The organism is Aeromicrobium sp. WCS2018Hpa-31 (assembly GCF_031843905.1).
GTDB lineage: Bacteria > Actinomycetota > Actinomycetes > Propionibacteriales > Nocardioidaceae > Aeromicrobium.
Genome location: NZ_JAVTJF010000016.1, coordinates 35,308 through 55,615, shown reverse-complemented (window position 1 = coordinate 55,615; position 20,308 = coordinate 35,308). Strand labels below are relative to the sequence as shown.

Here is a 20,308-nt window from a genome sequence, read left to right as displayed (position 1 = left end):
CCGGTCGAGGCCCTCTCGGAGCCCACCCCGACGCGCAGCCACAGCGACGCAGCACCAGGCGAGATCCCAGCCGCGCCCCGCAGACCCAACCGACCCGAGACCCACCGCGCCGGTCGAGGCCCTCTCGGAGCCCACCCCGACGCGCAGCCACAGCGACGCAGCACCAGGCGAGATCCCAGCCGCGCCCCGCAGACCCAACCGACCCGAGACCCACCGCGCCGGTCGATGCCCTTTCGGAAACCACCCCGACTCGGAGCCACAGCGACGCAGCACCAGGACGACGGCCGGCCCGGGCGACGCAGCCGCAGGACGCGACGTCCTACGCCCGGCTCCTACGCCCGCGGGTGCGCCAACCGGTACGCGGCGCGCAGCCGTTCGGTGCTCACGTGGGTGTAGATCTGGGTGGTGCCGAGGGAGGCGTGGCCCAGCACCTCCTGAACGCTGCGCAGGTCGGCGCCGCCCTCGAGCAGGTGGGTGGCGGCGGTGTGCCGCAGGCCGTGGGGGCCGAGGTCGGGGGCACCCTCGACCACCGCGAGCCGGTCGTGCACGATCTTGCGGGCCGCGCGGGGGTCGAGTCGACCGCCGCGGACGCCCAGCAGGAGCGCCGGTCCACTCTCCGGACCGACCAGCGTCGGCCGCCCGATGGTGACCCAGGCGTCGACCGCATCGGCTGCCGGAAGCCCGTAGGGCACCGAGCGCTCCTTGCGACCCTTGCCGAGGACCCGCAGCAGGCGACGGCCACGGTCGATGTCGTCGATGTCGAGGCCGCACAGCTCACCCACCCGCACGCCCGTTGCGTAGAGCAGCTCGAGGATGGCCAGGTCCCGCAGGCCCACGGGACCATCGGTCTCGATCGCGGCCGACGTGGCGTCGAGGAGCGCCCGGACCTCGGTCTGGCTCAGCACGTCGGGCAGGGCGCGCTGTGAACGAGGACTGGCGAGCAGTGCTCCGGGATCGTTCGTCGCGCGGCCGGTGCGCACCAGCCAGGCCGTGAACGAGCGGATCGACGTCGCGCGTCGGGCCAGCGTGGCCCGTGACCGGCCGAGGGTCTGCTGGTTGGCCAGGAAGCTCCGCAGCGCCCGCGTGGTGAGCCCCGACGGCTCGCCCACCCCGAGGGCGCGAGCGTGGTCAGCCAGGTGGCCGAGGTCGACGAGGTAGCCGCGGACGGAGTGCTCGGAGAGGTCGCGCTCGTGGCGCAGGTGCTCGGTGAACGCCTCGAGCGCGTCGTCCCAGGCTCCGCTCATGGTCCCAGCGTGACGGGTCGGCGGGCCGCGATCGAGGCACCACGCGGGAGCACCAGCCACCGGTCCCCCACGCGAGCGCACCATCCCTGCCGCTCGAGACCCGCCAGGAGGTCGGCCACGTCGACCCTGCTGCCTCGCGCGGCGGCCGCGACGTCGGCGGTGCTGCGCGCCTCGGTGAAGGAGAGAGCATCGAGGACCCGCCGAGCCAGCCCGCCCAACCGGTCGTGGTCGGTGTCGGACGGCCGGACCGGCTCGGGCACGTCGGCCGACACGCCGGCCACCGCGTCGAGGACCTCGCGGCCGCTCGTCACCAGGACCGCCCGCCCGTCGCGCAGCGCCTGGTGCACCCCGGCGGACTGCTGTGACGTGACCGGGCCGGGCACGGCCATCGTCACCCGCCCCAGGGCGTCGGCCCAGTTCAACGTGTTGAGCGATCCGCTGCGGCGGGCCGCCTCGACGACCACCGTGCCCACCGTGAGCCCGGCGATGATGCGGTTGCGGGTGAGGAAGCGTGACCGCATCGCGACCTGCCCGGGGGTCTGCTCGGAGACCACGAGACCGTCCTGGGCGATGCGCTGCAGCAGCGCGGCGTGGGTGCGTGGGTACTCGACGTCGGCACCACAGGCGAGCACCGCCACGGTCGGTCGGTCCTGCACGAGGGCGCCGCGGTGGGCCGCGGCGTCGATGCCGAACGCCGCCCCGCTCACGACCGTGCCGCCCTGGTCTGCCACGTCGGCCGCGATCTCGGAGGCGCAGTCGCTCCCGTAGGCCGTGCACGAGCGGGCGCCCACCACGGCGATGCCGTGCTCCACGAGCGACGCGAGGTCGGCGGGGCCGCGGACCCAGAGCCCGAGCGGTGCACCGGTGCTCCCGCCGAGGGGCTCCACGTGGTCGAGGTCGTCGAGCGCCGCGGGCCACGACGCGTCGCCGGGCACGACCCAGCGGAGTCCGTGCGCCTCGGACCTCGCGCGCGCACTGCTCACGGCTCGGTCCAGCCGAGCGGCCCCCTCCAGCCAGGCGTGCGGGACGTCCCGACGGGAGCGTCGGGAGTCACCACGTACCACCTCGAGGAGGCCCGCCGGGTCGAGCTCGCGCACCCACTCCACGAGGCGTGGGTCGCCTGGCTCGACGAGCAGACTCAACGCCATCCGCGCATCGGCGTCCGTGGCGTGCGTGCCCCGCCGTGCGGGACGGTTCGCGGAGGTCATGGCGCCACCACCACGTCCCGCAGCAGGGGTCCGAGCGGGGTGCCCCGGCGCAGGGCGAGCGCCAGCTCGACCTCCTCGACGTCGGGCCGCTCCCCCTCGCGCAGGTCGCAGACGCTCCAGGCGACGCGGAGCACCCGGTCCGCGGAACGGGCGGAGAGCCGTTGACCGCGCAGCTGGGAGTCCACGAGCCGCCTGGCTGCGTCCGTCGCCGGCCAGTGCTTGCGCAGGTCGACGCCGGGCACTTCCGCGTTGACCTGCCAGGGCGTGCCCGCCAGCCGTTCGGCCTGGCGGGACCGGGCCCGCGCGACGAGCGGCGCGAGGTCCCGCGTCGACCGGGCGTCGGACACGCCGTGGACGAGCTCCGGCCGGGTCGGCGCCACGAGGATGCGGTGGATGTCGATGCGGTCTCGCACCGGTCCGGAGATGCGGTCGCGGTAGCGCCGCTGCATCAGCGGGGTGCACTCGCAGGGCTCGCTCACCGACCCACCCTGTCCGCACGGACACGGGTTGGCCGCCAGGAGCAGCTGGAAGCGGGCCGGGAACGTTGCGGTCTGGGCGGACCGCGAGACCACCACGTGCCCGCTCTCCAGGGGCTGGCGCAGCGCGTCGAGCACGTTCGAGGCGAACTCCGGCGCCTCGTCGAGGAACAGCACCCCGCGGTGCGCGAGCGAGAGCGCACCCGGACGGATGACCCGTTGCCCCCCACCGACGATCGCGACGGCGCTCGCCGTGTGGTGCGGGTCGACGAACGGAGGACGCCGCACGAGGGGGACGTCGGACGGCAGGACGCCCGCCAGGGAGTGCACCGCGCTGACCTCCAGCGCCTGGGGGCGGGTGAGGTCCGGCAGCAGACCGGGCAGCCGCTGGGCGAGCATGGTCTTGCCGATGCCCGGCGGACCCGTCATCAGCACGTGGTGTCCACCGGCCGCAGCGACCACCACGGCCGTACGGGTGTCCTCCTGCCCGGCCACGTCGGCGAGGTCGAGACCGGCCACGCGGTCGCTGTAGGCGTGGCCGAGACCGTCGCCGCCGTCCAGCGGAGGGACCGGCGGGTCGTCGGGCTCCTCCTGCCCGGTCAGCATGGCCACCACCTGGCGCAACGACCGCACGCCGACCACCCCGATGCCGTCGACCAGCTCGGCCTCGCCGACGTTGGACTCCGGCACGAACACGCGCTCGAACCCGGCCTCGGCGGCGGCGACCGTGGCGGGCAGGACGCCCCGCACCGCGCGGAGGCGACCGTCGAGCGCGAGCTCCCCGATGAACACCGTCCCGACGGTGGCCGCGAGCGGCACGATCTTCTTCTCGACGAACATCGCGAGCGCGATGGCCAGGTCGTAGTGGGACCCGGTCTTCGGCAGCGTGGACGGGGCGAGGTTGATCGTGACCCGCTGGTCGGGCCACGTGGCGCCGGAGTTGACCACCGCCGCACGCACCCGGTCGCGAGCCTCGTTGACGATCGCGTCGGCAAGACCCACGACGACGGTCGACGGGAAGCCGTTGGCGATGTCGACCTCCACCTCGATCGCGCGCCCGGTGAGGCCGTCCAGGGTCACCGAGTGCAGGGCCGCCATCAGGCCACCCCGCTCACGCGCTCGACGACCGGCCCGCCACGGCGGGGGATGCGCACGGACACGACGTCGATCCGCACGCCCAGCGGCTCCAGCCCGTGCGCCTGCAGCCACGCCGACGCCGCACGACGCAGCCGCTGCGCCTTGCGGCTCGAGACCGCCTCGAAGCCGGTGCCGTGCCGCTGGCTGGTGCGGGTCTTGACCTCGCAGAAGACGATCGTCGCACCGTCACGGGCAACGATGTCGAGCTCGCCCCACCGGCACGTCCAGCGCCGGTCGAGGATCGTCATGCCGTGGGACTCCAGGTGTCGCGCAGCCACCTGCTCGCCGTACTGCCCGACGGCGTCGTTGCGTGCGTAGGTCATGCCTCAAGCGTCGGCGGGACGACGGCCTGGCGACAGACCACGCGCGCAGGCTGTGGACGACGGCGCTCGAGCGTGCGACGGCCTGTGGACCGACCGTGGGCGCCGGCTCAGCTCAACTCGACGGCACCTTGACGTCGGAGTCGGCCAGCTCCTCGACGTTGACGTCCTTGAAGGTGAGCACCTTGACGTTCTTGGCGAACCGCGCCGGACGGTAGATGTCCCACACCCAGGCGTCGTTCATGGACACCTCGAAGTAGGCGTCGCCCGTCTCGGAGCGCACCTTCACGTCGACGGCGTTGCAGAGGTAGAAGCGCCGGTCGGTCTCCACCACGTACTTGAAGATCTTCACGACGTCGCGGTACTCGCGGTACAGCGCGAGCTCGGCCTCGGTCTCGTACCGCTCGAGGTCCTCTGCGCTCATCTGCTCCCCATCGCCTCGTCGCTCGCCCGGACGGCACCGGACTCGATGACCGGAACACTACCGGCCGCCGGCACGCTGCCCGGCAGGCTCCACGAGCGGCGGTGGTGGTGGCTGGGCCCGTGGGTGCGCAGGGCCTCCACGTGCGCCGGCGCCGCGTAACCCTTGTTCTCGTGCCAGCCGTACTCCGGGTGCTCACGGGCCAGCTCGACCATGAGCGCGTCACGCTCGGTCTTGGCGAGGATGCTCGCCGCGGCCACCGCCGCGCAGCGCAGGTCGGCCTTGATCGCCGTGACCACCGGCGGCAGCGGCACCTCCGTGACGTCGAAGAGCGAGGCCTGCTCCGGGACGCTCAGGTAGTCGTGGTTGCCGTCGAGCAGGACCAGGTCGGGCGGGGTCCCGACCTGCTCCAGCGCTCGTCGCGCGGCCAGGCGCATGGCCGCCATGATGCCGACGTCGTCGATCTCCGCGGGTGACGCGTGGCCGACGCCGTACCCGGCTCCGTGGGTGGCGGCCCAGCGCCGGATGCGGGGCGCGAGTCGGACGCGCGCGTCGGGGGTCAGCAGCTTGCTGTCACGCACCCCCTGGGGCGCGGTGCGCGTGCTCGCGGTGATCGCCACGACGCCGACGCTCACCGGACCGCTCAGGGCGCCGCGGCCGACCTCGTCGGCGCACGCCAGCACGGTGCAGCGCTCGCGCAGGAGGCTGCGCTCGAGTCGGAGGGTGGGCCGACCGGTCACTGCGACGACGCGGGCTCGGACGGGACCTCGGCGAAGGCCTCGCTGCCCCGGATGAGACCGATCCGCTTCCACGGCCACACGCGGACCCACGCCTTGCCGACGACCGAGTCCACGGGGATGAAGCCGCCACCGGGGTCGCCCTGGTGCACGCGGGAGTCCGCGGAGTTGCCCCGGTTGTCGCCCTGCACCCAGAGGTGGTCCTTGGGCACCACGACGTCGAAGCGTGACTCGGCGTTGGCGCTCGGGTCCCTCAGGTACGGCTCGTCGATCGACACGCCGTTCACCGTCAGGCGACCCTCGTCGTCGCAGCAGGCCACGCGGTCCCCACCGACGCCCACGACGCGCTTGATGAGGTGGCCGCCCGTGGGGAACAGCCCGATGACCTCGAGCGCCTTCTGCGCCGGGTTGCTGGCGCGGGCGGACTCGCTCTGGTCGAGCCATCCACCGGGATCGTCGAAGACGACGATGTCGCCACGCTGCGGATCCCCGGTCCAGTAGGAGACCTTCTGGACGAGGATCTTGTCGTTGACGAGCATCGTCGGCTCCATGGACTCCGACGGGATGTAGAAGGCCTGGAGGAAGAACGCCTTGACCACGACGGCCATCACCATGGCGGTGACGACGAGGAGGATGGACTCCTGCCAGACGGGTAGCTGGCGCTTCGTGGTCTCACTCACGACGTGAGCCTAGACGCAGCATCCTGGGCGGGCTCGACGGCCACGCGGGAGGACGCTCAGTCCTCGCGCTTCTCCTTGATCTTCGCGGCCTTGCCGCGCAGCGAGCGGAGGTAGTAGAGCTTGGCCCGGCGGACGTCGCCGCGGGTGGCGACCTCGATCTTCTCGATGACCGGGGTGTGGAGCGGGAACGTGCGCTCGACACCGACGCCGAAGCTGACCTTGCGGACCGTGAACGTGCGTCCGATGCCCGAGCCCTGCACCTTGATGCACACGCCCTGGAACACCTGGACGCGCGAGCGGTTGCCCTCGACGACCTTGACGTGGACCTTGAGGGTGTCGCCGGCGCGGAACGCGGGGATGTCGTCGCGTCGCGACTCGGCTGCGACCTGGTCGACCAAGTTGGTCATGTCTACTCCTCGCCGGTGCCACAGGTCACCCACGGAAACGATGGTGAGAAAAGTCTTGGTGTCGTGCCGGTGCTCGTCGACGGCTCCCCTGTGGCAGAACCGCGGTGCACCAAGGGACGATTCTGCCACAGCGACCCGGCCCGGATGAAACTGGCCCAGCCGAAACCGGCCCCGCCGAAGCTGGCCGGTCGAAACCGGCCCTCGGCGCGCCCCGGGAACCGTGGCGCCCGAGATCGGTCCCCGGACGCCACGAAGGGCCCCTGCCCGAGCAGGAGCCCTCCGTGGGGTTCAGGTGACGACTCAGTCGAGCGCGTAGCCTTCCGAGCCGTGCAGTGCGGTGTCGATGCCTGCGACCTCGTCCTCCTCGGTCACGCGGAAGCCGATCGTCTTCTCGATGCCGAAGCCGATCGCGAAGGCCACGACGAACGAGAACACGATGATCGTGAGCGACGACAGGATCTGGGCGAACAGCAGGTCGGTCTCGCCACCGAAGAACAGGCTGCCACCGGTCAGGGCCTCCGAGCCGAACAGACCGATGTAGACGCAGCCGATGAAGCCGGCGACGAGGTGGATGCCCACGACGTCGAGCGTGTCGTCGTAGCCGAGCTTGAACTTCAGGTCGACCGCGAGGGCGCACGCGACACCCGACACGATGCCGAGCACGATCGCCCAGAGCGGCGTGACGAAGGCGCAGGCCGGCGTGATGGCGACGAGCCCGGTCACGATGCCGGACGCCGCACCCACCGCGGTGGCCTTGCCGTCACGGAAAGTCTCGACGACGATCCAGCCGATCAGCGCGGCCGCAGGGGTGATGAGCGTGTTGAAGAAGATCAGCGACGTCTGGCCCTCGTCGGCGCCGTAGACACCGGTGTTGAAGCCGAACCAGCCGAACCACAGGATCGAGGCGCCCAGGAGCACCAGCGGCACGTTGTGCGGCTGGGACTCCTCCTTGGAGAAGCCGAGCTTGCGCTTGCCGAGCACGAGGGCGAGAGCGAGGGCCGCAGCACCGGCGGACTGGTGGATGATCGTGCCGCCGGCCCAGTCGAGTGCCGCACCGAAGCCGAAGACGTCGTTGGCCAGCCAGCCGTAGAAGTTGCCGTCGGCGTCCACCCCGAAGAGCCAGCGGAACGTCGGGAACACGACGAAGGTCGTGAACAGCCCGGCGAAGAGCATCCACGGCCAGAAGCGTGCCCGGTCGGCGACGGCGCCCGAGACGAGGGCGACCGTGATGATGCAGAAGGCGACGAGGAACGCGTGACCGCCGAAGGCGTTGGCCGCGTCACCGCCACCGACCCCCGACATCAGGTCCGACATGCCGAAGTCCTCGAACGGGTTGCCGAAGAGCTTGCTGCCGCCGCTCGTGCCGTTGCCGGCGATGCCCGTGCCGCCGTAGAGGACGTAGAGCACCGTGACCAGGGCGAGCGAGCCGAAGCTCAGCATCATCATCGAGATCGCGGACTTGGACTTGACCAGACCGCCGTAGAAGAACGCAAGACCCGGCGTCATGAAGATGACGAGTGCCGTGCACAGCAGCTGCCATGAAAGATCGACTGACATACCCACCTCGTTGTAACTGGTTGAGTGAACATCGGCGTCCCACAGCCACGCTGCTGTCCTTGGAGGAGCCGCGTTCATCATGGGGCGGCCAGGTTTCCTCAACCACGCCCGGAATGTTTCACCTGCATGACGCCGGTGGCCCCCGTGTTAAATCCGGCGCACAGGGCCTCGTCGGTGGGTGTTCGACGTCGTCAGTCGGTCAGGAGATCGGGCCGACGCTCCCGCGTGCGGGCGACCGCCTGCTCGCGCCGCCAGGCCGCGATGGCCCCGTGGTGGCCGGAGAGCAGCACGTCGGGCACGTCGAGACCGCGCCACGACGCGGGCTTGGTGTAGACCGGGTACTCGAGCAGCCCGTCGTCCCCGTGGGACTCCTCGGCGAGGGAGGCGGGGTTGCCCATGAAGCCGGGGACGAGCCGCACGACGGCCTCGATGACGGCGAGCGCGGCGACCTCTCCCCCGTTGAGCACGAAGTCCCCGAGGGAGACCTCCTCGACGCGCCAGCGCCCGCGGGCGTGGTCGATGACCCGCTGGTCGATCCCCTCGTAGCGGCCGCAGGCGAAGACGAGGTGTCGTTCGCGACTCAGGTCGTGGGCGAGGGACTGCCGGAAGGGCGTGCCCGAGGGCGTGGGCACCAGGACGACGGCCTCGTCGCTGGTGACGGCGTCGAGGGCCTCACCCCAGGGCTCGGGGCGCATGACCATGCCGGCGCCGCCTCCGTAGGGCGTGTCGTCGACGGTGCGGTGGCGGTCGTGGGTGAAGTCGCGCAGGTCGTGGGTGCGGATCTCGAGCAGCCCGCTCGCGCGGGCCCGGCCGGCGAGCGAGAGGTCGAGGGCGTCGAGGTAGGCGGGGAAGATCGAGACGACGTCGATGCGCATCGTCGGGGCGACGTGGTCGCCCGGTCCCCCGCTCACGTCCCGTCGCCCGCGTCCGGGGTGGCGACGGCCTGGGCGTCTGGGTCCAGCAGACCCGGGACGTCGGCCAGCGCGACGTGACCGGCGGCGAGGTCGACCTCGGGCACGAGAGCCGTGACGAAGGGGACCAGGACGCCGCGGGCGCCGTCGTCGAGATCGACGGAGAGCAGGTCCTGCTCAGGCAGGTGCAGCACCTCGGTCACGATGCCGACGTCGACCCCGTGGTGGTCGTGCACGCGCAGGCCCACGAGCTGGTGGTCGTAGTAGGCGTCGTCCTCGTCGGGCTCGTCGGCCGGATCGATGTCGACCTCCAGCACACGACCGTGCAGCGCCTCGGCCGCCGTGCGGTCGGCGACCCCCTCCAGACGCAGCAGCAGCCGCCCGGAGTGGTTCCGGGCGGCTGCCACGACGACGGTGCGGTCGCCGGCCACGAGCGCCGTGCCCGGGGCGAACCTTCGCTCGGGCTCGTCGGTGCGGACGTCGACCGTCAGCTCACCCTTGATCCCGTGAGCCCGGCCGATCCGACCGACCACGACGCGCATGGTCAGGACCTCAGCGCTGGCGGTCGACGTCCACGAAGTCGATGCGGGCACCCTTGGTGCCGGCGACCGCTCCGCTGACGGTGCGGATCGCCGACGCGGTGCGACCCTGACGGCCGATCACCTTGCCGAGGTCGGCCGGGTTGACGCGCACCTCGAAGAGGTCGCCGCGCCGCGTCTGCTTCTCGCTCACGTCGACCTCGTCGGGGTGGTCCACGATGCCCGACACGAGGTGCTCGATGACCTCCTGCGTGCGACCGGCCATGCTCAGGCCTCGGTGCTCTCGGCGGCGTCGTCGGCCTTGGGCTCCTCGGCCTTCGGCTCCTCAGCCTTCTCGGCCTTGGGCTCCTCAGCCTTCTCGGCGTCGTCGGCCTTCGGCGCAGCCTTCTTGGCGGCCTTCTTCTTGGTGGTCGCCTCGGTCTTGGGCTCGGCGTGCAGCTCCTTGAGCGCGGCGTCGAACAGCGCGGCCTTGTCGGCCTTCGGCTCCGGCGTCTTGAGGGTGCTGGTGCCACCGATGTCACCGGTGATCTTGAGGATCGCGGCGACGGCCTCGGTCGGCTGGGCGCCGACGCCGAGCCAGTACTGGGCGCGCTCGGACACGACGTGGATCGTGGACGGCTCGGTCTTGGGGTTGTACGTGCCGATCTCCTCGATCACGCGACCGTCGCGCTTGGTGCGCGAGTCGGCGACGACGATGCGGTAGAACGGGGTGCGGATCTTGCCCATCCGCTTCAGGCGAATCTTGACGGCCACGAGTGTGGTGTCTCCTCAGGTCTCTGTGGTGTGGTGACGCGCCGGACCGGGTGGGGTCACGATCCGGGCACGAAGCTGGTGGGCCCATGCGGCCGGGCTGAGAGGGTCCCGTCCGCGTCGGACACAAGCCGACATTCTGCCAGACGGGACCCGGAACGACCACATCGCCTCGCGAGTCGACCGGTTCGGCTCACGGCGGAGTCGTCGGATCGTCGAACGACCCGTGCCGCCCCGCCCCCGAGACGAAGCGCTCGGCACCCGCGACGGCTTCGGAGGCCACCACGGGCAAGCCACCCGCGCCCTCGGCCCGCAGGGCCTCGCGGAGCGGCAGGTCCCACTGGGCGATCGCCGACGCTCGATCGACGCGCAGGCACTCCTGCGGGAAGCGGGCGAGCTGCTCGGCCAGCTCGTGGGCGACGTCGAGGGCGCGACCCGCGGGCACGACGCGGTTCACGAGCCCCATCTGCAGCGCCTCGTGCGCCTCGACGGCACGTCCGGTGAGGATGAGGTCCATCGCGCGGCCGTGCCCCACCACACGCGGGAGCCGCACCGTGCCGCCGTCGATGAGGGGAACACCCCAGCGTCGACAGAACACGCCCAGCACGGCGTCCTCCGCGGCGACCCGCAGGTCCGCCAGCAGCGCCAGCTCGAGCCCGCCGGCCACGGCGTGTCCCTCGATCGCGGCCACCAGCGGCTTGGTGAGCGCCATCCGCGTGGGACCCATCGGTCCGGCCCCGTCGGGGTCGAGCACGTGACCACGGTCGGGGTCACCGACGCACGTCAGGTCCGCTCCGGCGCAGAAGGTGCCGCCCTCGCCGTGCAGCACGGCGACCGCCAGTGCGTCGTCGGCCTCGAACGCCTCGAACGCCGCCAGGAGCTCGGCAGCCATGGGGCCGTCGACGGCGTTGCGCACGTCGGGCCGGTCGAGGGTGATGGTGCAGACGTCGTCGTCGACGTCGAAGCGGACGGCAGCGGAGGACATGGCCCCACGCTAGCGATCCGTCGAGGTCGGCCGACGGACCTGCGTGGCTAGGCTGCTCGCATGGCCGACGTCACGATCCTGCACAACCCCGCCTGCTCCACCTCGCGGCACGCGCTCGAGTCGGCCTCAGCGGCCGGGGTCGACGTCGAGGAGGTGCGCTACCTCAAGGAGCCGCTCGACCGGGCCGCCCTGCTCGACCTGCTGGACCGCCTCGAGGACGAGCCGGCCGCCCTCGTGCGCAAGGACTCGTTCTTCAAGGACCAGGGGCTCGACCCCGCCGCCTACGCCACGCCCGAGCAGGTCGCGGACCTGCTCGTGGAGCACCCCCGGCTCATGGAGCGCCCCGTGCTGGACCGCGGCGACCGGGCGATCATCGGCCGGCCGAAGAGCCGCGCCGACGCCTTCCTCCGCGAGGGCTGAGTCGTCCCCTAGAGCGGTGTGCCGGCGAACTGCGCCGCGTAGAGCCGCTCGTAGGGGCCGCCGGCGCCCACGAGCGAGTCGTGCGTGCCCTGCTCGACGATGCGACCCGACTCCATCACCACGATGTGGTCGGCGTCGCGGATCGTCGAGAGCCGGTGCGCGATGACGAAGGACGTGCGGCCCGCCCGCAGCTGCTCCATGGCCTTCTGCACCAACGCCTCGGTGCGGGTGTCCACGCTGCTGGTCGCCTCGTCGAGCACCAGGATGGCCGGGTCGGCGAGGAAGGCGCGGGCGATGGTGAGGAGCTGGCGCTGGCCGGCGCTGACCCCGCCGCCCTCGTCCTCGATGACCGTGTCGTAGCCGGCGGGGAGCGTGCGCACGAAGTGGTCGACGTAGGCCGCCTCGGCCGCGGCCTGCACCTGCTCCTCGGTGGCGCGGTGCGCACCGTAGGAGATGTTGTCGCGGATGCTCCCCTGGAAGAGCCACGCGTCCTGCAGCACCACGCCGAACGCCTCGCGGAGCCGAGCACGCTCCATGACGGCGACGTCGACGCCGTCGAGCGTGATGCGTCCGGCGTCGAGGTCGTAGAAGCGGAGCAGCAGGTTCGTGAGCGTCGTCTTGCCGGCCCCGGTGGGCCCGACGATGGCCACGGTCTGCCCCGGCTCCGCCACCAGGTCGAGGTGCTCGATGAGGGGGTCGTCGCCGTAGGAGAAGCTGACGTCCTCGAAGACCACCCGGCCACGCAGCGGATCCGGGAACGGCGCGTCGGGCGCGTCGGGCGCCTCGTGCGGCTCGTCGAGCAGCGCCAGCACCCGTTCGGCCGAGGCCATGCCGGACTGCAGGAGGTTGATCATGGAGGCCACCTGCGTCAGCGGCTGCGTGAACTGGCGCGAGTACTGGATGAACGCCTGCACCTCGCCGATGGAGAGGGTCCCCGACGCGACGCGGAACGCTCCGATCACGGCCACGAGCACGTAGTTGAGGTTCGACACGAACATCATCACCGGCGCGATCACCCCGGAGATGAACTGTGCCTTGAAGGCGGCTCCGAACAGGGCGTCGTTGCGGGAGTCGAACTCCTCGCGCGCCTGCTGCTGCCGCCCGTAGACCATGACGATCTCGTGGCCGGTGAAGACCTCCTCGATGTGGCCGTTGAGCGCACCGGTCGCCGCCCACTGGGCCACGAACTGGGGCTGGGAGCGCTTCATGATGGCGCGGGTGAGGACCACGGCCACCGGGACCGTCAGCACGGCGACGAGGGCGAGCAGCGGCGAGATCCACAGCATCATGGCGAGCGTCCCGACGACCGTCAGGACCGAGGTCAGCAGCTGGCTGATGGTCTGCTGCAGCGACTGCGCGATGTTGTCGATGTCGTTGGTCGTCCGCGACATCAGCTCACCACGCTCGTGGGCGTCGACGCTGGCCAGCGGGAGACGGTTGAGGGTGTCCTCGACCTCGCCGCGCAGACCGGCCACCGTGCGCTGCACGACGACGGTCGTGAGGCGTCCCTGCCACCACATGAACACCGATGCCACGACGTAGAGCACCAGGGCGCCGGCCAGGACCCAGGCCAAGGAGGTGAAGTCGATGCCTTCACCCGGCCGCAGGTCCGTGCCGCGCACGAGGTCGGCCGTCCGGTCGTCGCCCTGGGCCTCGAGCCCCGCGACCACCTCGGCCTTGTCGGCGCCCGCCGGGAACTGGTCGGACAGGTAGCCGCTGAAGACGATGTCGGTGGCGTGGCCGAGGATCCGCGGTCCGACGACCGACAGCGCGGTGGCCACCAGGCCGAGCAGCCCGATGGCCTGCACCAGACGACGGTGGAACAGCAGCCGCTGGACCATGCGCCCGAGGGTGCCGCGGAAGTCGCTGGCCTTCTCGTGGTTCATGGCGCCGCCCCAGGCGGGTCCGCGCCCGCTCACGCGGCCTCCTCCTCGGTCAGCTGCGAGAGGACGATCTCGCGGTACACGTCGCAGCCGGCCATGAGCTCGGCGTGCGTGCCGGTGGACACCACCGTGCCCTGGTCCAGCACCACGATGCGGTCCGCGTCGCGGATGGTGCTGACGCGCTGGGCCACGGTGATGACGGCGGACTCGCGCGTGATGGCGCGCAACGCCCGGCGGAGTGCGGCGTCCGTGGCGTAGTCCAGCGCCGAGAACGAGTCGTCGAAGAGGTAGACCAGCGGTCGCTTGACCACGGCACGGGCGATGGCCAGCCGCTGCCGCTGCCCACCGGACACGTTGGTGCCGCCCTGGGTGACCGGGGCCTGCAGCCCGCCGGGCATGGCCTCGACGAACTCACGGGCCTGTGCCACCTCCAGCGCCTGCCAGAGCTCCTCGTCGGTGGCGTCTTCACGGCCGTAGCGCAGGTTGGAGGCGACGGTGCCGGAGAACAGGAACGCACGCTGCGGCACCAGCCCGATGGCGGCCCAGACGGCCTGCGGCTCGAGGTCGCGCACGTCGTGACCGTCCAGGAGCACCGCTCCCCCGGTGACGTCGAACAGACGCGGCACGAGACTCATGAGCGTGGTCTTGCCGCTGCCGGTGGAGCCGATGATCGCGGTGGTCTCTCCGGGCCGGGCCACGAGGTCCACGTCGTGCAGGACGTCGACCTCGGCGCCGGGATAGGCGTAGGAGGCGCCTCGCAGCTCGACCTCGCCACGGACGACGTGCGCGGGTGTGGCGTCGGGGTCGACCACGATGCTGGGCTCGGTCTCGAGCACCTCGGTGATGCGCTCGGCCGACACCTCCGCACGCGGCCACAGCATGAGCATGAAGGTGGCCATCATGACCGCCATGAGGATCTGGATCAGGTAGTTCTGGAACGCCGTGAGGGTGCCGACCTGCAGGTCGCCCGAGGCGATCCGGTACCCGCCGAACCACGTGGCCAGCACCACCGAGACGTTCATGATCAGCATGACGGCGGGGAACATCAGCGACATGAGCCGACCGGTGGCCACGGCGACGTCGAGGTAGGCCTGGTTGGCGTCGTCGAACCGCTGCGTCTCGTGCTTCTCCTTGACGAACGCCCGGATGACGCGGATGCCCTGGATCTGCTCGCGCATGACGCCGTTGAGGCCGTCGACGCGGTCCTGCATCTGGCGGAAGAGCGGCCGCATCCGACGGATGATCAGGCCCACGCTGATCAGCAGCGCCGGCAGCGCCACGAGGAGGAGTGCCGAGAGCTCGACGTCCTGGCGCAGCGCCATGACCACGCCCCCGACGGCCATGATCGGCGCGGTCACCAGCAGCGTCAGGCCCATGAAGGCCAGCATCTGCACCTGCTGGACGTCGTTCGTGCTCCGCGTGATCAGGGTCGGCGCGCCGAGCTGTGCCATCTCGCGCGCCGCGAAGGTCTCGACGCGGTCGAAGACGGCGGCGCGCAGGTCTCGACCGAGGGCCATGGCCACCCGCGCTCCGACATAGACCGCCACCACCGTCGCGCCGACCTGGAGGACCGTGACCAGCAGCATCGTGGCGCCCGTGCGCCAGATGAAGGGCACGTCCCCGGTGACGATGCCGCGGTCGATGATGTCGGCGTTCAGACCGGGGAGGTAGAGGTTGGCCACGGTTTGGGCCAGCTGGAAGACCAGCACGAGAGCGATGGCTCCCCGGTAGGGCGCCAGGTAGCGACGCAGCAGCGGGATCAGCACGGTTGCAGGCTACAACCGACTCCCTCGCCCGGGCCCTCGCCCAGGGGCTGTCCGATCCCACCGCTCGCCGTCGACACCCGGCCGCGCGCCGAGGTCGGCGAGGCGTCGCACCAGCTCGTCCTCCGGCGGGTTGTGGTGGCTGAGGTGCACGGCCACCACCTCGGTCGACGTGGTCACGGCGCCGACCTCGCGCAGCCGCTCGAGCAGCGACTCGAGCGTGCCGAGGTGCAGGTGCCCCGACCCGAGGTCGGTGCGGTCGCCGAAGGTCTCCTCCACGAGCACGGCGTCGTAGGCCGCGTCGCGGACCGTCTCGAACCACGACGCCTCCCACGGTCCGGTGTCGCAGGCCCACAGCACCCGTGCACCGTCGGCGCCCGTGACGTCGTAGAGGACGGCGTCGCCCGAGGCCATCACCCTGTGAGCCGCGGGCAGCACCTGCACGCGGATCGGCTCCCCTCCCCCGTGCGGGGCCGCGCCGAGATCCAGCACGTCACCCGCGTCCACCGCGTGGAACCGCACGGTCGAGTCCGGCGCCACCCACCGGCGCGCCTCGTCGACGACGGAGGCCGGACCCACGACGTCGAGGGGCTCGTCGCTCACCCAGGACCGGAACAGCAGCAGCTGCGGCCCGAAGTGGTCGGCGTGGGCGTGGGTCACGAGGACGACACGCACGTCGGCCAGCGACTCTCCGCAGCGGGTCGCGGCAGCGAGCACCTCGGGCCCGGGATCGAGCAGCACGGCGGTGCCGTCGACCCGGAAGAGCGCGCTGGTCTGGCCACGCAGCACGCCGGCGGCACGCTGGGCCTCGCACGAGACGCAGTGGCAGAACGCGTTCGGCCAGCCGTCGGCCGATCCCGTGCCGAACAGGCGGAGGTGCACCTCGCCGGACCTACAGCAGGTCCCGCAGCTCCTTCGGCAGCTCGAAGTCCTGGTCGCCGCCCTGCTTGCCGAAGCCGAACGCGTCGGCCCCGGTGGTCGTGGGAGCGTCCTTCGGCTGCGCGGCCTGGGCCCGCTTGGCGGGGTTGCCGGAGACGCGCTTGCCCTTCTTCTTGCCCTTGTTCTGGGGCTTCTGGCGCGCACCGGCACGCTTGCCCGGCATGCCCGGCATCCCGGGGACGCCACCCATGCCGGGGACGCCTCCGCCCTTGGCCATCTGCTGCATCATCTTGCGCGCGTCGAAGAAACGGGTGACGAGCTGGTTGACGTCCTGGACCGTGGTGCCCGAGCCCTTGGAGATCCGGGCGCGGCGCGAACCGTCGATGATCTTGGGGTCGTCGCGCTCCTTGGGCGTCATCGACAGGATGATCGCCTTGATCTTGTCGAGCTCGCGGTCGTCGAAGTCGGCCAGCTGGTCCTTGAACTGACCCATGCCGGGCAGCAGGCCCATCAGCTTGGTCATCGACCCCATCTTCGACAGGGCCTCCATCTGCTTGAGGAAGTCCTGCAGCGTGAAGGTGCCGCCCAGCATGCGCTCGGCGTCCTTCTCGGCCTGCTCGGCGTCGTAGACCTTCTCGGCCTGCTCGATGAGCGAGAGCATGTCGCCCATGTCGAGGATGCGCCCGGCCATGCGGTCGGGGTGGAACACGTCGAAGTCGGTGAGCTTCTCGCCCGTCGACGCGAACATGATCGGCCGGCCGGTGACCTGACGCACCGAGAGCGCTGCGCCACCGCGGGCGTCGCCGTCGAGCTTGGTCAGGACCACGCCGGTGACGTCGACGCCCTCGTTGAAGGCCTCGGCGGTCTGCACGGCGTCCTGGCCGATCATCGCGTCGATGACGAACAGCACCTCGTCGGGCTGGACGGCGTCGCGGATGTCGCGCGCCTGCTGCATGAGGTCGGCGTCGATGCCGAGGCGTCCGGCGGTGTCGACGACCACCACGTCGTGCAGCGTGCGTCGGGCCTCGGCCACCGCGTCGCGGGCGACCTGGACGGGGTCGCCGTAGGAGCGGGTGCCCTCGGCTCCACCATCGCCTCCGCCGGTGTTGCCCGCCTCCGGCGCGTACACCGTGACGCCGGCCTGCTGGCCGACGACCTGCAGCTGGTTGACGGCGTTGGGGCGCTGGAGGTCGCAGGCCACGAGCATCGGGCTGTTGCCCTGCTCCTTCAGCCAGCGACCCAGCTTGCCCGCCAGGGTCGTCTTGCCCGCGCCCTGGAGGCCGGCCAGCATGATGACGGTCGGCGGGTTCTTGGCGAACCGGATCCGGCGCGTCTCGCCGCCGAGGATGTTGACGAGCTCCTCGTTGACGATCTTGATGACCTGCTGGGCGGGGTTGAGCGCCTTGGACACCTCGGCACCGAGCGCGCGCTCCTTGACGCGGGCGACGAAGTCGCGCACGACGGGCACGGCGACGTCGGCGTCGAGCAGCGCGAGGCGGATCTCGCGTGCCGTGGCGTCGATGTCGGCCTCGGTGAGACGCCCCTTGCCGCGCAGGTTCTTGAACGCGGACTGGAGGCGGTCCTGCAGGGTGTCGAACATGACGGCCAGCCTACCGAGCGGGTCGCGGCACCGACGCAGCCCAGTCCCGCCCGGCGCTCACACGAGGGCGTCGTCGACGGTGGCGCGCAGCTCCTGCGCCCTCGCCCCCGACAACGGGTCCCCCGCCGCGTCGACCACGTAGAAGACGTCGCGCGCCTCGTCGCCGTACGTGGACAGGTGCGCCGAGCGGATCGAGCACCCGCTGCGGGCGATGGCGTCGCACACCGTCCAGACCAGGCCACGGCGGTCTGCGGCGCGCACCTCCAGCAGGGTCGCGGAGTCCGACGAGTCGGGCAGGACCCGCACCCGCGCGGGGACGCCCTCGACCGGGGTGAGACTCATGCGCTGCTCCAGCGCCACCTCGCCGACGAGGACCGGGTCCAGGCGCTCTCGCACCGCGCTGGCGATCACGCCTGCGCGCGTGACCTCCCAGAGCGAGACGGCCGCCGCCCCCTGCGTGACCAGACGGACCGAGCGGACGGCCAGTCCCTGCAGGGCGAGTCCGCCGGCGATGCGTGCCATGACCCCCGGTCGGTCGGTCGTGACCACCGTCAGGAGCGACCCGCCCTGGTGGTCCTCGACCGTCAGCTCCGCGACACCGTCACCCGTGCGCGCCAGCACCTCGGGCTCGGGCAGGGGCAGGTCCGCGGGCCAGCCTGCGTAGTCGTCCGACGTCACCGCCGGCGCCGCACCCTCCAGGTGGTCGCGGGTCTTGGCCACGAGTCCCTCCACCAGACCTCGCCGCCACGCCGTCCAGGCCGTGGGGCCGGTGGAGCCCGCGTCGGCCTGCGTGAGTCCGAACAACAGGTCGAGGAAGGCGGTGTCACCCACGATCTCGGCGACGTTCGCCGCGGTCGCCGGGTCCTCGATGTCGCGGCGGGTCGCCACGTTGGTGAGCAGCAGGTGCCAGCGCACGAGTCGTCCGACCACGTCGGCGTCGGTCTCGGTGAAGCCCCACCGCAGCGCGACCTGCTCGGCCATCGGTGCGCCCACCTCGCTGTGGTCGCCCGGGCGGCCCTTGCCGATGTCGTGCAGCAGGGCGGCCACCGCGAGCAGGTCGGGGCGGTCGACGTCGCGGCGCAGACCGGCGGCGACCACGCACGTCTCGACGCTGTGCCGGTCGACGGTGAAGCGGTGGACCGGCGAGCTCGAGCCGCGCAGCCGCACGTCGGCCCACTCGGGCAACCACCGGTCGACGACGCCCGCGATGTCGAGCTCCTCCCACACCTGCACGAGCCCGCGGCCGGCCGTCAGCAGGTCCACGAGCGACCGGGTCGCCGGCGCCGGCCACGGCTCGGGCAGGTCGCCGAGGTCGCGGGCGAGGCGCTGAGCCGTGCCGGCACCGAGCGGCAGCCCCGCCTTGGCGGCCGCAGCAGCAGCGCGAAGGGCCACCGTGGGGTCGGTGCGGGGTGCGGCGTCGGCCGTGAGCACGATCTCGTCGCCGAGCCAGCCCACACCGGTGTCGACCTGGACGACGGCGGGCCCGGCCCGACGGACGCCGGGGCGCGGCCGAGGGCTGGCGCGCGGCACGAGCACGCCGTCGAGCCGACGCCACGTCACGTCGGCCACGTGCGCGATGCGCCGCCCGAGGTGACGCACGTGCAGGTCGAGCGCCTCGGGGTCCATGCCCACGGACGTGGCGACGGCGGGCACGTCGTCGACCACCAGCCGATCGGTCCGACGGCCGGTGGTGGCGTGCACGGCGTCGCGCACGTCCAGCAGCGCCGACCTCAGCTCCTCGACCTCGGCGTGCGGCACGTCGACGAGCCAGGTGGCCACGAGCGCCCGCAGGTCGACGCCGTCGCGCAGTCCCCCACCTGACTCCTTGAGGTCGGGGACGGCGGCGTAGGCCAGCCACCCGGAACGCTCGATCCGCTGCTCCCGGCCTGCGCGGACCTCCTCCACGCGCGTGCGCGCCTCGCGTCGCCAGTCGGCCAGCACGTGGGACCGCAGGCCCAGCACCAGGCCCGCGTCGCCGGCGACGGCGCGGGCGTCGAGCATCCCCATCGCGGCGCGATGGTCGTCGCGGGCCGTGGCCCGCATCTGCTCGGCGTCGCGCACGGAGTGGTCGAGCGGGATCCTCGCGTCCCACAGCGGGTACCAGAGCGCCTCGGCCACCTCGCGCACGCGACTCTCCGGCACCGCCGGGTCGTGGAGCAGCACGACGTCGAGGTCGCTCGACGGCGACAGCTCGCGCCGGCCGTACCCGCCCACCGCCACCGCGGCGAGACCGGAGGGGTCGGGACCGACGGCGGTCGCGAAGACGTCGGCGAGCAGCCGGTCGGCGTCGTCGGCCCGACGTCGCCGCTGCGTCGCGGTGCTCGGGGGGTGGCTCACGGAGTCAGTCTCCTCGCCTCGGCGTGAGGCACGACGCAGCCCCCGACCGGGCGG

Annotated in this window: 20 protein-coding genes; 1 reads left to right on the top strand and 19 read right to left on the bottom strand. The window is 72.1% G+C overall.

What is annotated here, in order from left to right:
- Positions 1-332: 332 nt before the first annotated feature.
- From RQG84_RS17700 to RQG84_RS17635, 14 genes are all read right to left on the bottom strand, one after another.
- Positions 333-1,244: a tyrosine recombinase XerC gene (locus RQG84_RS17700; RefSeq protein WP_056554138.1), complete on the bottom strand. Its 912-nt coding sequence runs from the start codon at positions 1,242-1,244 to the stop codon at positions 333-335.
- A complete protein-coding gene (dprA, locus tag RQG84_RS17695; protein WP_311211117.1) occupies positions 1,241-2,392 on the bottom strand; it encodes a DNA-processing protein DprA in 1,152 nt (383 codons plus the stop codon). The genes RQG84_RS17700 and dprA overlap by 4 nt, the downstream gene beginning before the upstream one ends.
- 56 nt (positions 2,393-2,448) lie before the next feature.
- The gene (locus RQG84_RS17690; RefSeq protein WP_311211116.1) at positions 2,449-4,026 is read right to left on the bottom strand and encodes a YifB family Mg chelatase-like AAA ATPase; all 1,578 of its coding nucleotides are present in this window, start codon (positions 4,024-4,026) and stop codon (positions 2,449-2,451) included.
- Positions 4,026-4,388, bottom strand: a complete 363-nt coding sequence (locus RQG84_RS17685; RefSeq protein WP_055967329.1) for a YraN family protein — start codon at positions 4,386-4,388, stop codon at positions 4,026-4,028. The genes RQG84_RS17690 and RQG84_RS17685 overlap by 1 nt, the downstream gene beginning before the upstream one ends.
- A gap of 112 nt (positions 4,389-4,500) precedes the next feature.
- Positions 4,501-4,809, bottom strand: a complete 309-nt coding sequence (locus RQG84_RS17680; protein WP_055967326.1) for a DUF2469 domain-containing protein — start codon at positions 4,807-4,809, stop codon at positions 4,501-4,503.
- Positions 4,806-5,546: a ribonuclease HII gene (locus RQG84_RS17675; protein ID WP_311211115.1), complete on the bottom strand. Its 741-nt coding sequence runs from the start codon at positions 5,544-5,546 to the stop codon at positions 4,806-4,808. The genes RQG84_RS17680 and RQG84_RS17675 overlap by 4 nt, the downstream gene beginning before the upstream one ends.
- Complete coding sequence (lepB, locus tag RQG84_RS17670; protein ID WP_235492941.1) at positions 5,543-6,223, bottom strand: signal peptidase I; 681 nt, start codon at positions 6,221-6,223, stop codon at positions 5,543-5,545. Before lepB ends, RQG84_RS17675 begins: the two co-directional genes overlap by 4 nt.
- A 56-nt stretch (positions 6,224-6,279) precedes the next feature.
- The gene (gene rplS, locus RQG84_RS17665; protein ID WP_055967319.1) at positions 6,280-6,630 is read right to left on the bottom strand and encodes a 50S ribosomal protein L19; all 351 of its coding nucleotides are present in this window, start codon (positions 6,628-6,630) and stop codon (positions 6,280-6,282) included.
- A gap of 300 nt (positions 6,631-6,930) precedes the next feature.
- Positions 6,931-8,187, bottom strand: a complete 1,257-nt coding sequence (locus RQG84_RS17660) for an ammonium transporter (RefSeq protein WP_055967317.1) — start codon at positions 8,185-8,187, stop codon at positions 6,931-6,933.
- Positions 8,188-8,378: 191 nt separating this feature from the next.
- Positions 8,379-9,062 carry a tRNA (guanosine(37)-N1)-methyltransferase TrmD gene (gene trmD / locus RQG84_RS17655; protein ID WP_311211118.1) on the bottom strand — a complete coding sequence of 228 codons (684 nt, stop codon included), beginning with the start codon at positions 9,060-9,062 and terminating at the stop codon, positions 8,379-8,381.
- Positions 9,063-9,094: 32 nt separating this feature from the next.
- The gene (gene rimM, locus RQG84_RS17650) at positions 9,095-9,640 is read right to left on the bottom strand and encodes a ribosome maturation factor RimM (protein ID WP_311211114.1); all 546 of its coding nucleotides are present in this window, start codon (positions 9,638-9,640) and stop codon (positions 9,095-9,097) included.
- Between the two features lie 10 nt (positions 9,641-9,650).
- Positions 9,651-9,902, bottom strand: a complete 252-nt coding sequence (locus tag RQG84_RS17645) for an RNA-binding protein (protein WP_055967311.1) — start codon at positions 9,900-9,902, stop codon at positions 9,651-9,653.
- Between the two features lie 2 nt (positions 9,903-9,904).
- The gene (gene rpsP, locus RQG84_RS17640) at positions 9,905-10,390 is read right to left on the bottom strand and encodes a 30S ribosomal protein S16 (protein ID WP_056576876.1); all 486 of its coding nucleotides are present in this window, start codon (positions 10,388-10,390) and stop codon (positions 9,905-9,907) included.
- Between the two features lie 190 nt (positions 10,391-10,580).
- On the bottom strand, positions 10,581-11,372 hold the full coding sequence (locus RQG84_RS17635; protein ID WP_311211113.1) for a crotonase/enoyl-CoA hydratase family protein: 792 nt from the start codon (positions 11,370-11,372) through the stop codon (positions 10,581-10,583).
- A 60-nt stretch (positions 11,373-11,432) separates the two neighbouring features.
- Here RQG84_RS17635 and RQG84_RS17630 point away from each other — a divergent pair, with 60 nt between their 5' ends.
- Entirely contained in the window at positions 11,433-11,792 is a 360-nt protein-coding gene (locus tag RQG84_RS17630) for an ArsC/Spx/MgsR family protein (protein WP_311211112.1), read from the top strand.
- A gap of 8 nt (positions 11,793-11,800) precedes the next feature.
- Here RQG84_RS17630 and RQG84_RS17625 read toward each other — a convergent pair whose 3' ends face one another.
- Genes RQG84_RS17625 through RQG84_RS17605 form a run of 5 tightly spaced genes read right to left on the bottom strand, consistent with a single transcriptional unit; the run spans position 11,801 to position 20,254 of the window.
- Complete coding sequence (locus tag RQG84_RS17625; RefSeq protein WP_311211111.1) at positions 11,801-13,711, bottom strand: ABC transporter ATP-binding protein; 1,911 nt, start codon at positions 13,709-13,711, stop codon at positions 11,801-11,803.
- Positions 13,708-15,441: an ABC transporter ATP-binding protein gene (locus tag RQG84_RS17620; RefSeq protein WP_311211110.1), complete on the bottom strand. Its 1,734-nt coding sequence runs from the start codon at positions 15,439-15,441 to the stop codon at positions 13,708-13,710. The genes RQG84_RS17625 and RQG84_RS17620 overlap by 4 nt, the downstream gene beginning before the upstream one ends.
- A gap of 9 nt (positions 15,442-15,450) precedes the next feature.
- Positions 15,451-16,320: an MBL fold metallo-hydrolase gene (locus RQG84_RS17615; RefSeq protein ID WP_311211109.1), complete on the bottom strand. Its 870-nt coding sequence runs from the start codon at positions 16,318-16,320 to the stop codon at positions 15,451-15,453.
- A 10-nt stretch (positions 16,321-16,330) separates the two neighbouring features.
- The gene (gene ffh / locus RQG84_RS17610; protein WP_311211108.1) at positions 16,331-17,917 is read right to left on the bottom strand and encodes a signal recognition particle protein; all 1,587 of its coding nucleotides are present in this window, start codon (positions 17,915-17,917) and stop codon (positions 16,331-16,333) included.
- Positions 17,918-17,974: 57 nt separating this feature from the next.
- Complete coding sequence (locus tag RQG84_RS17605) at positions 17,975-20,254, bottom strand: [protein-PII] uridylyltransferase (protein WP_311211107.1); 2,280 nt, start codon at positions 20,252-20,254, stop codon at positions 17,975-17,977.
- Between the last annotated feature and the right edge of the window lie 54 nt (positions 20,255-20,308).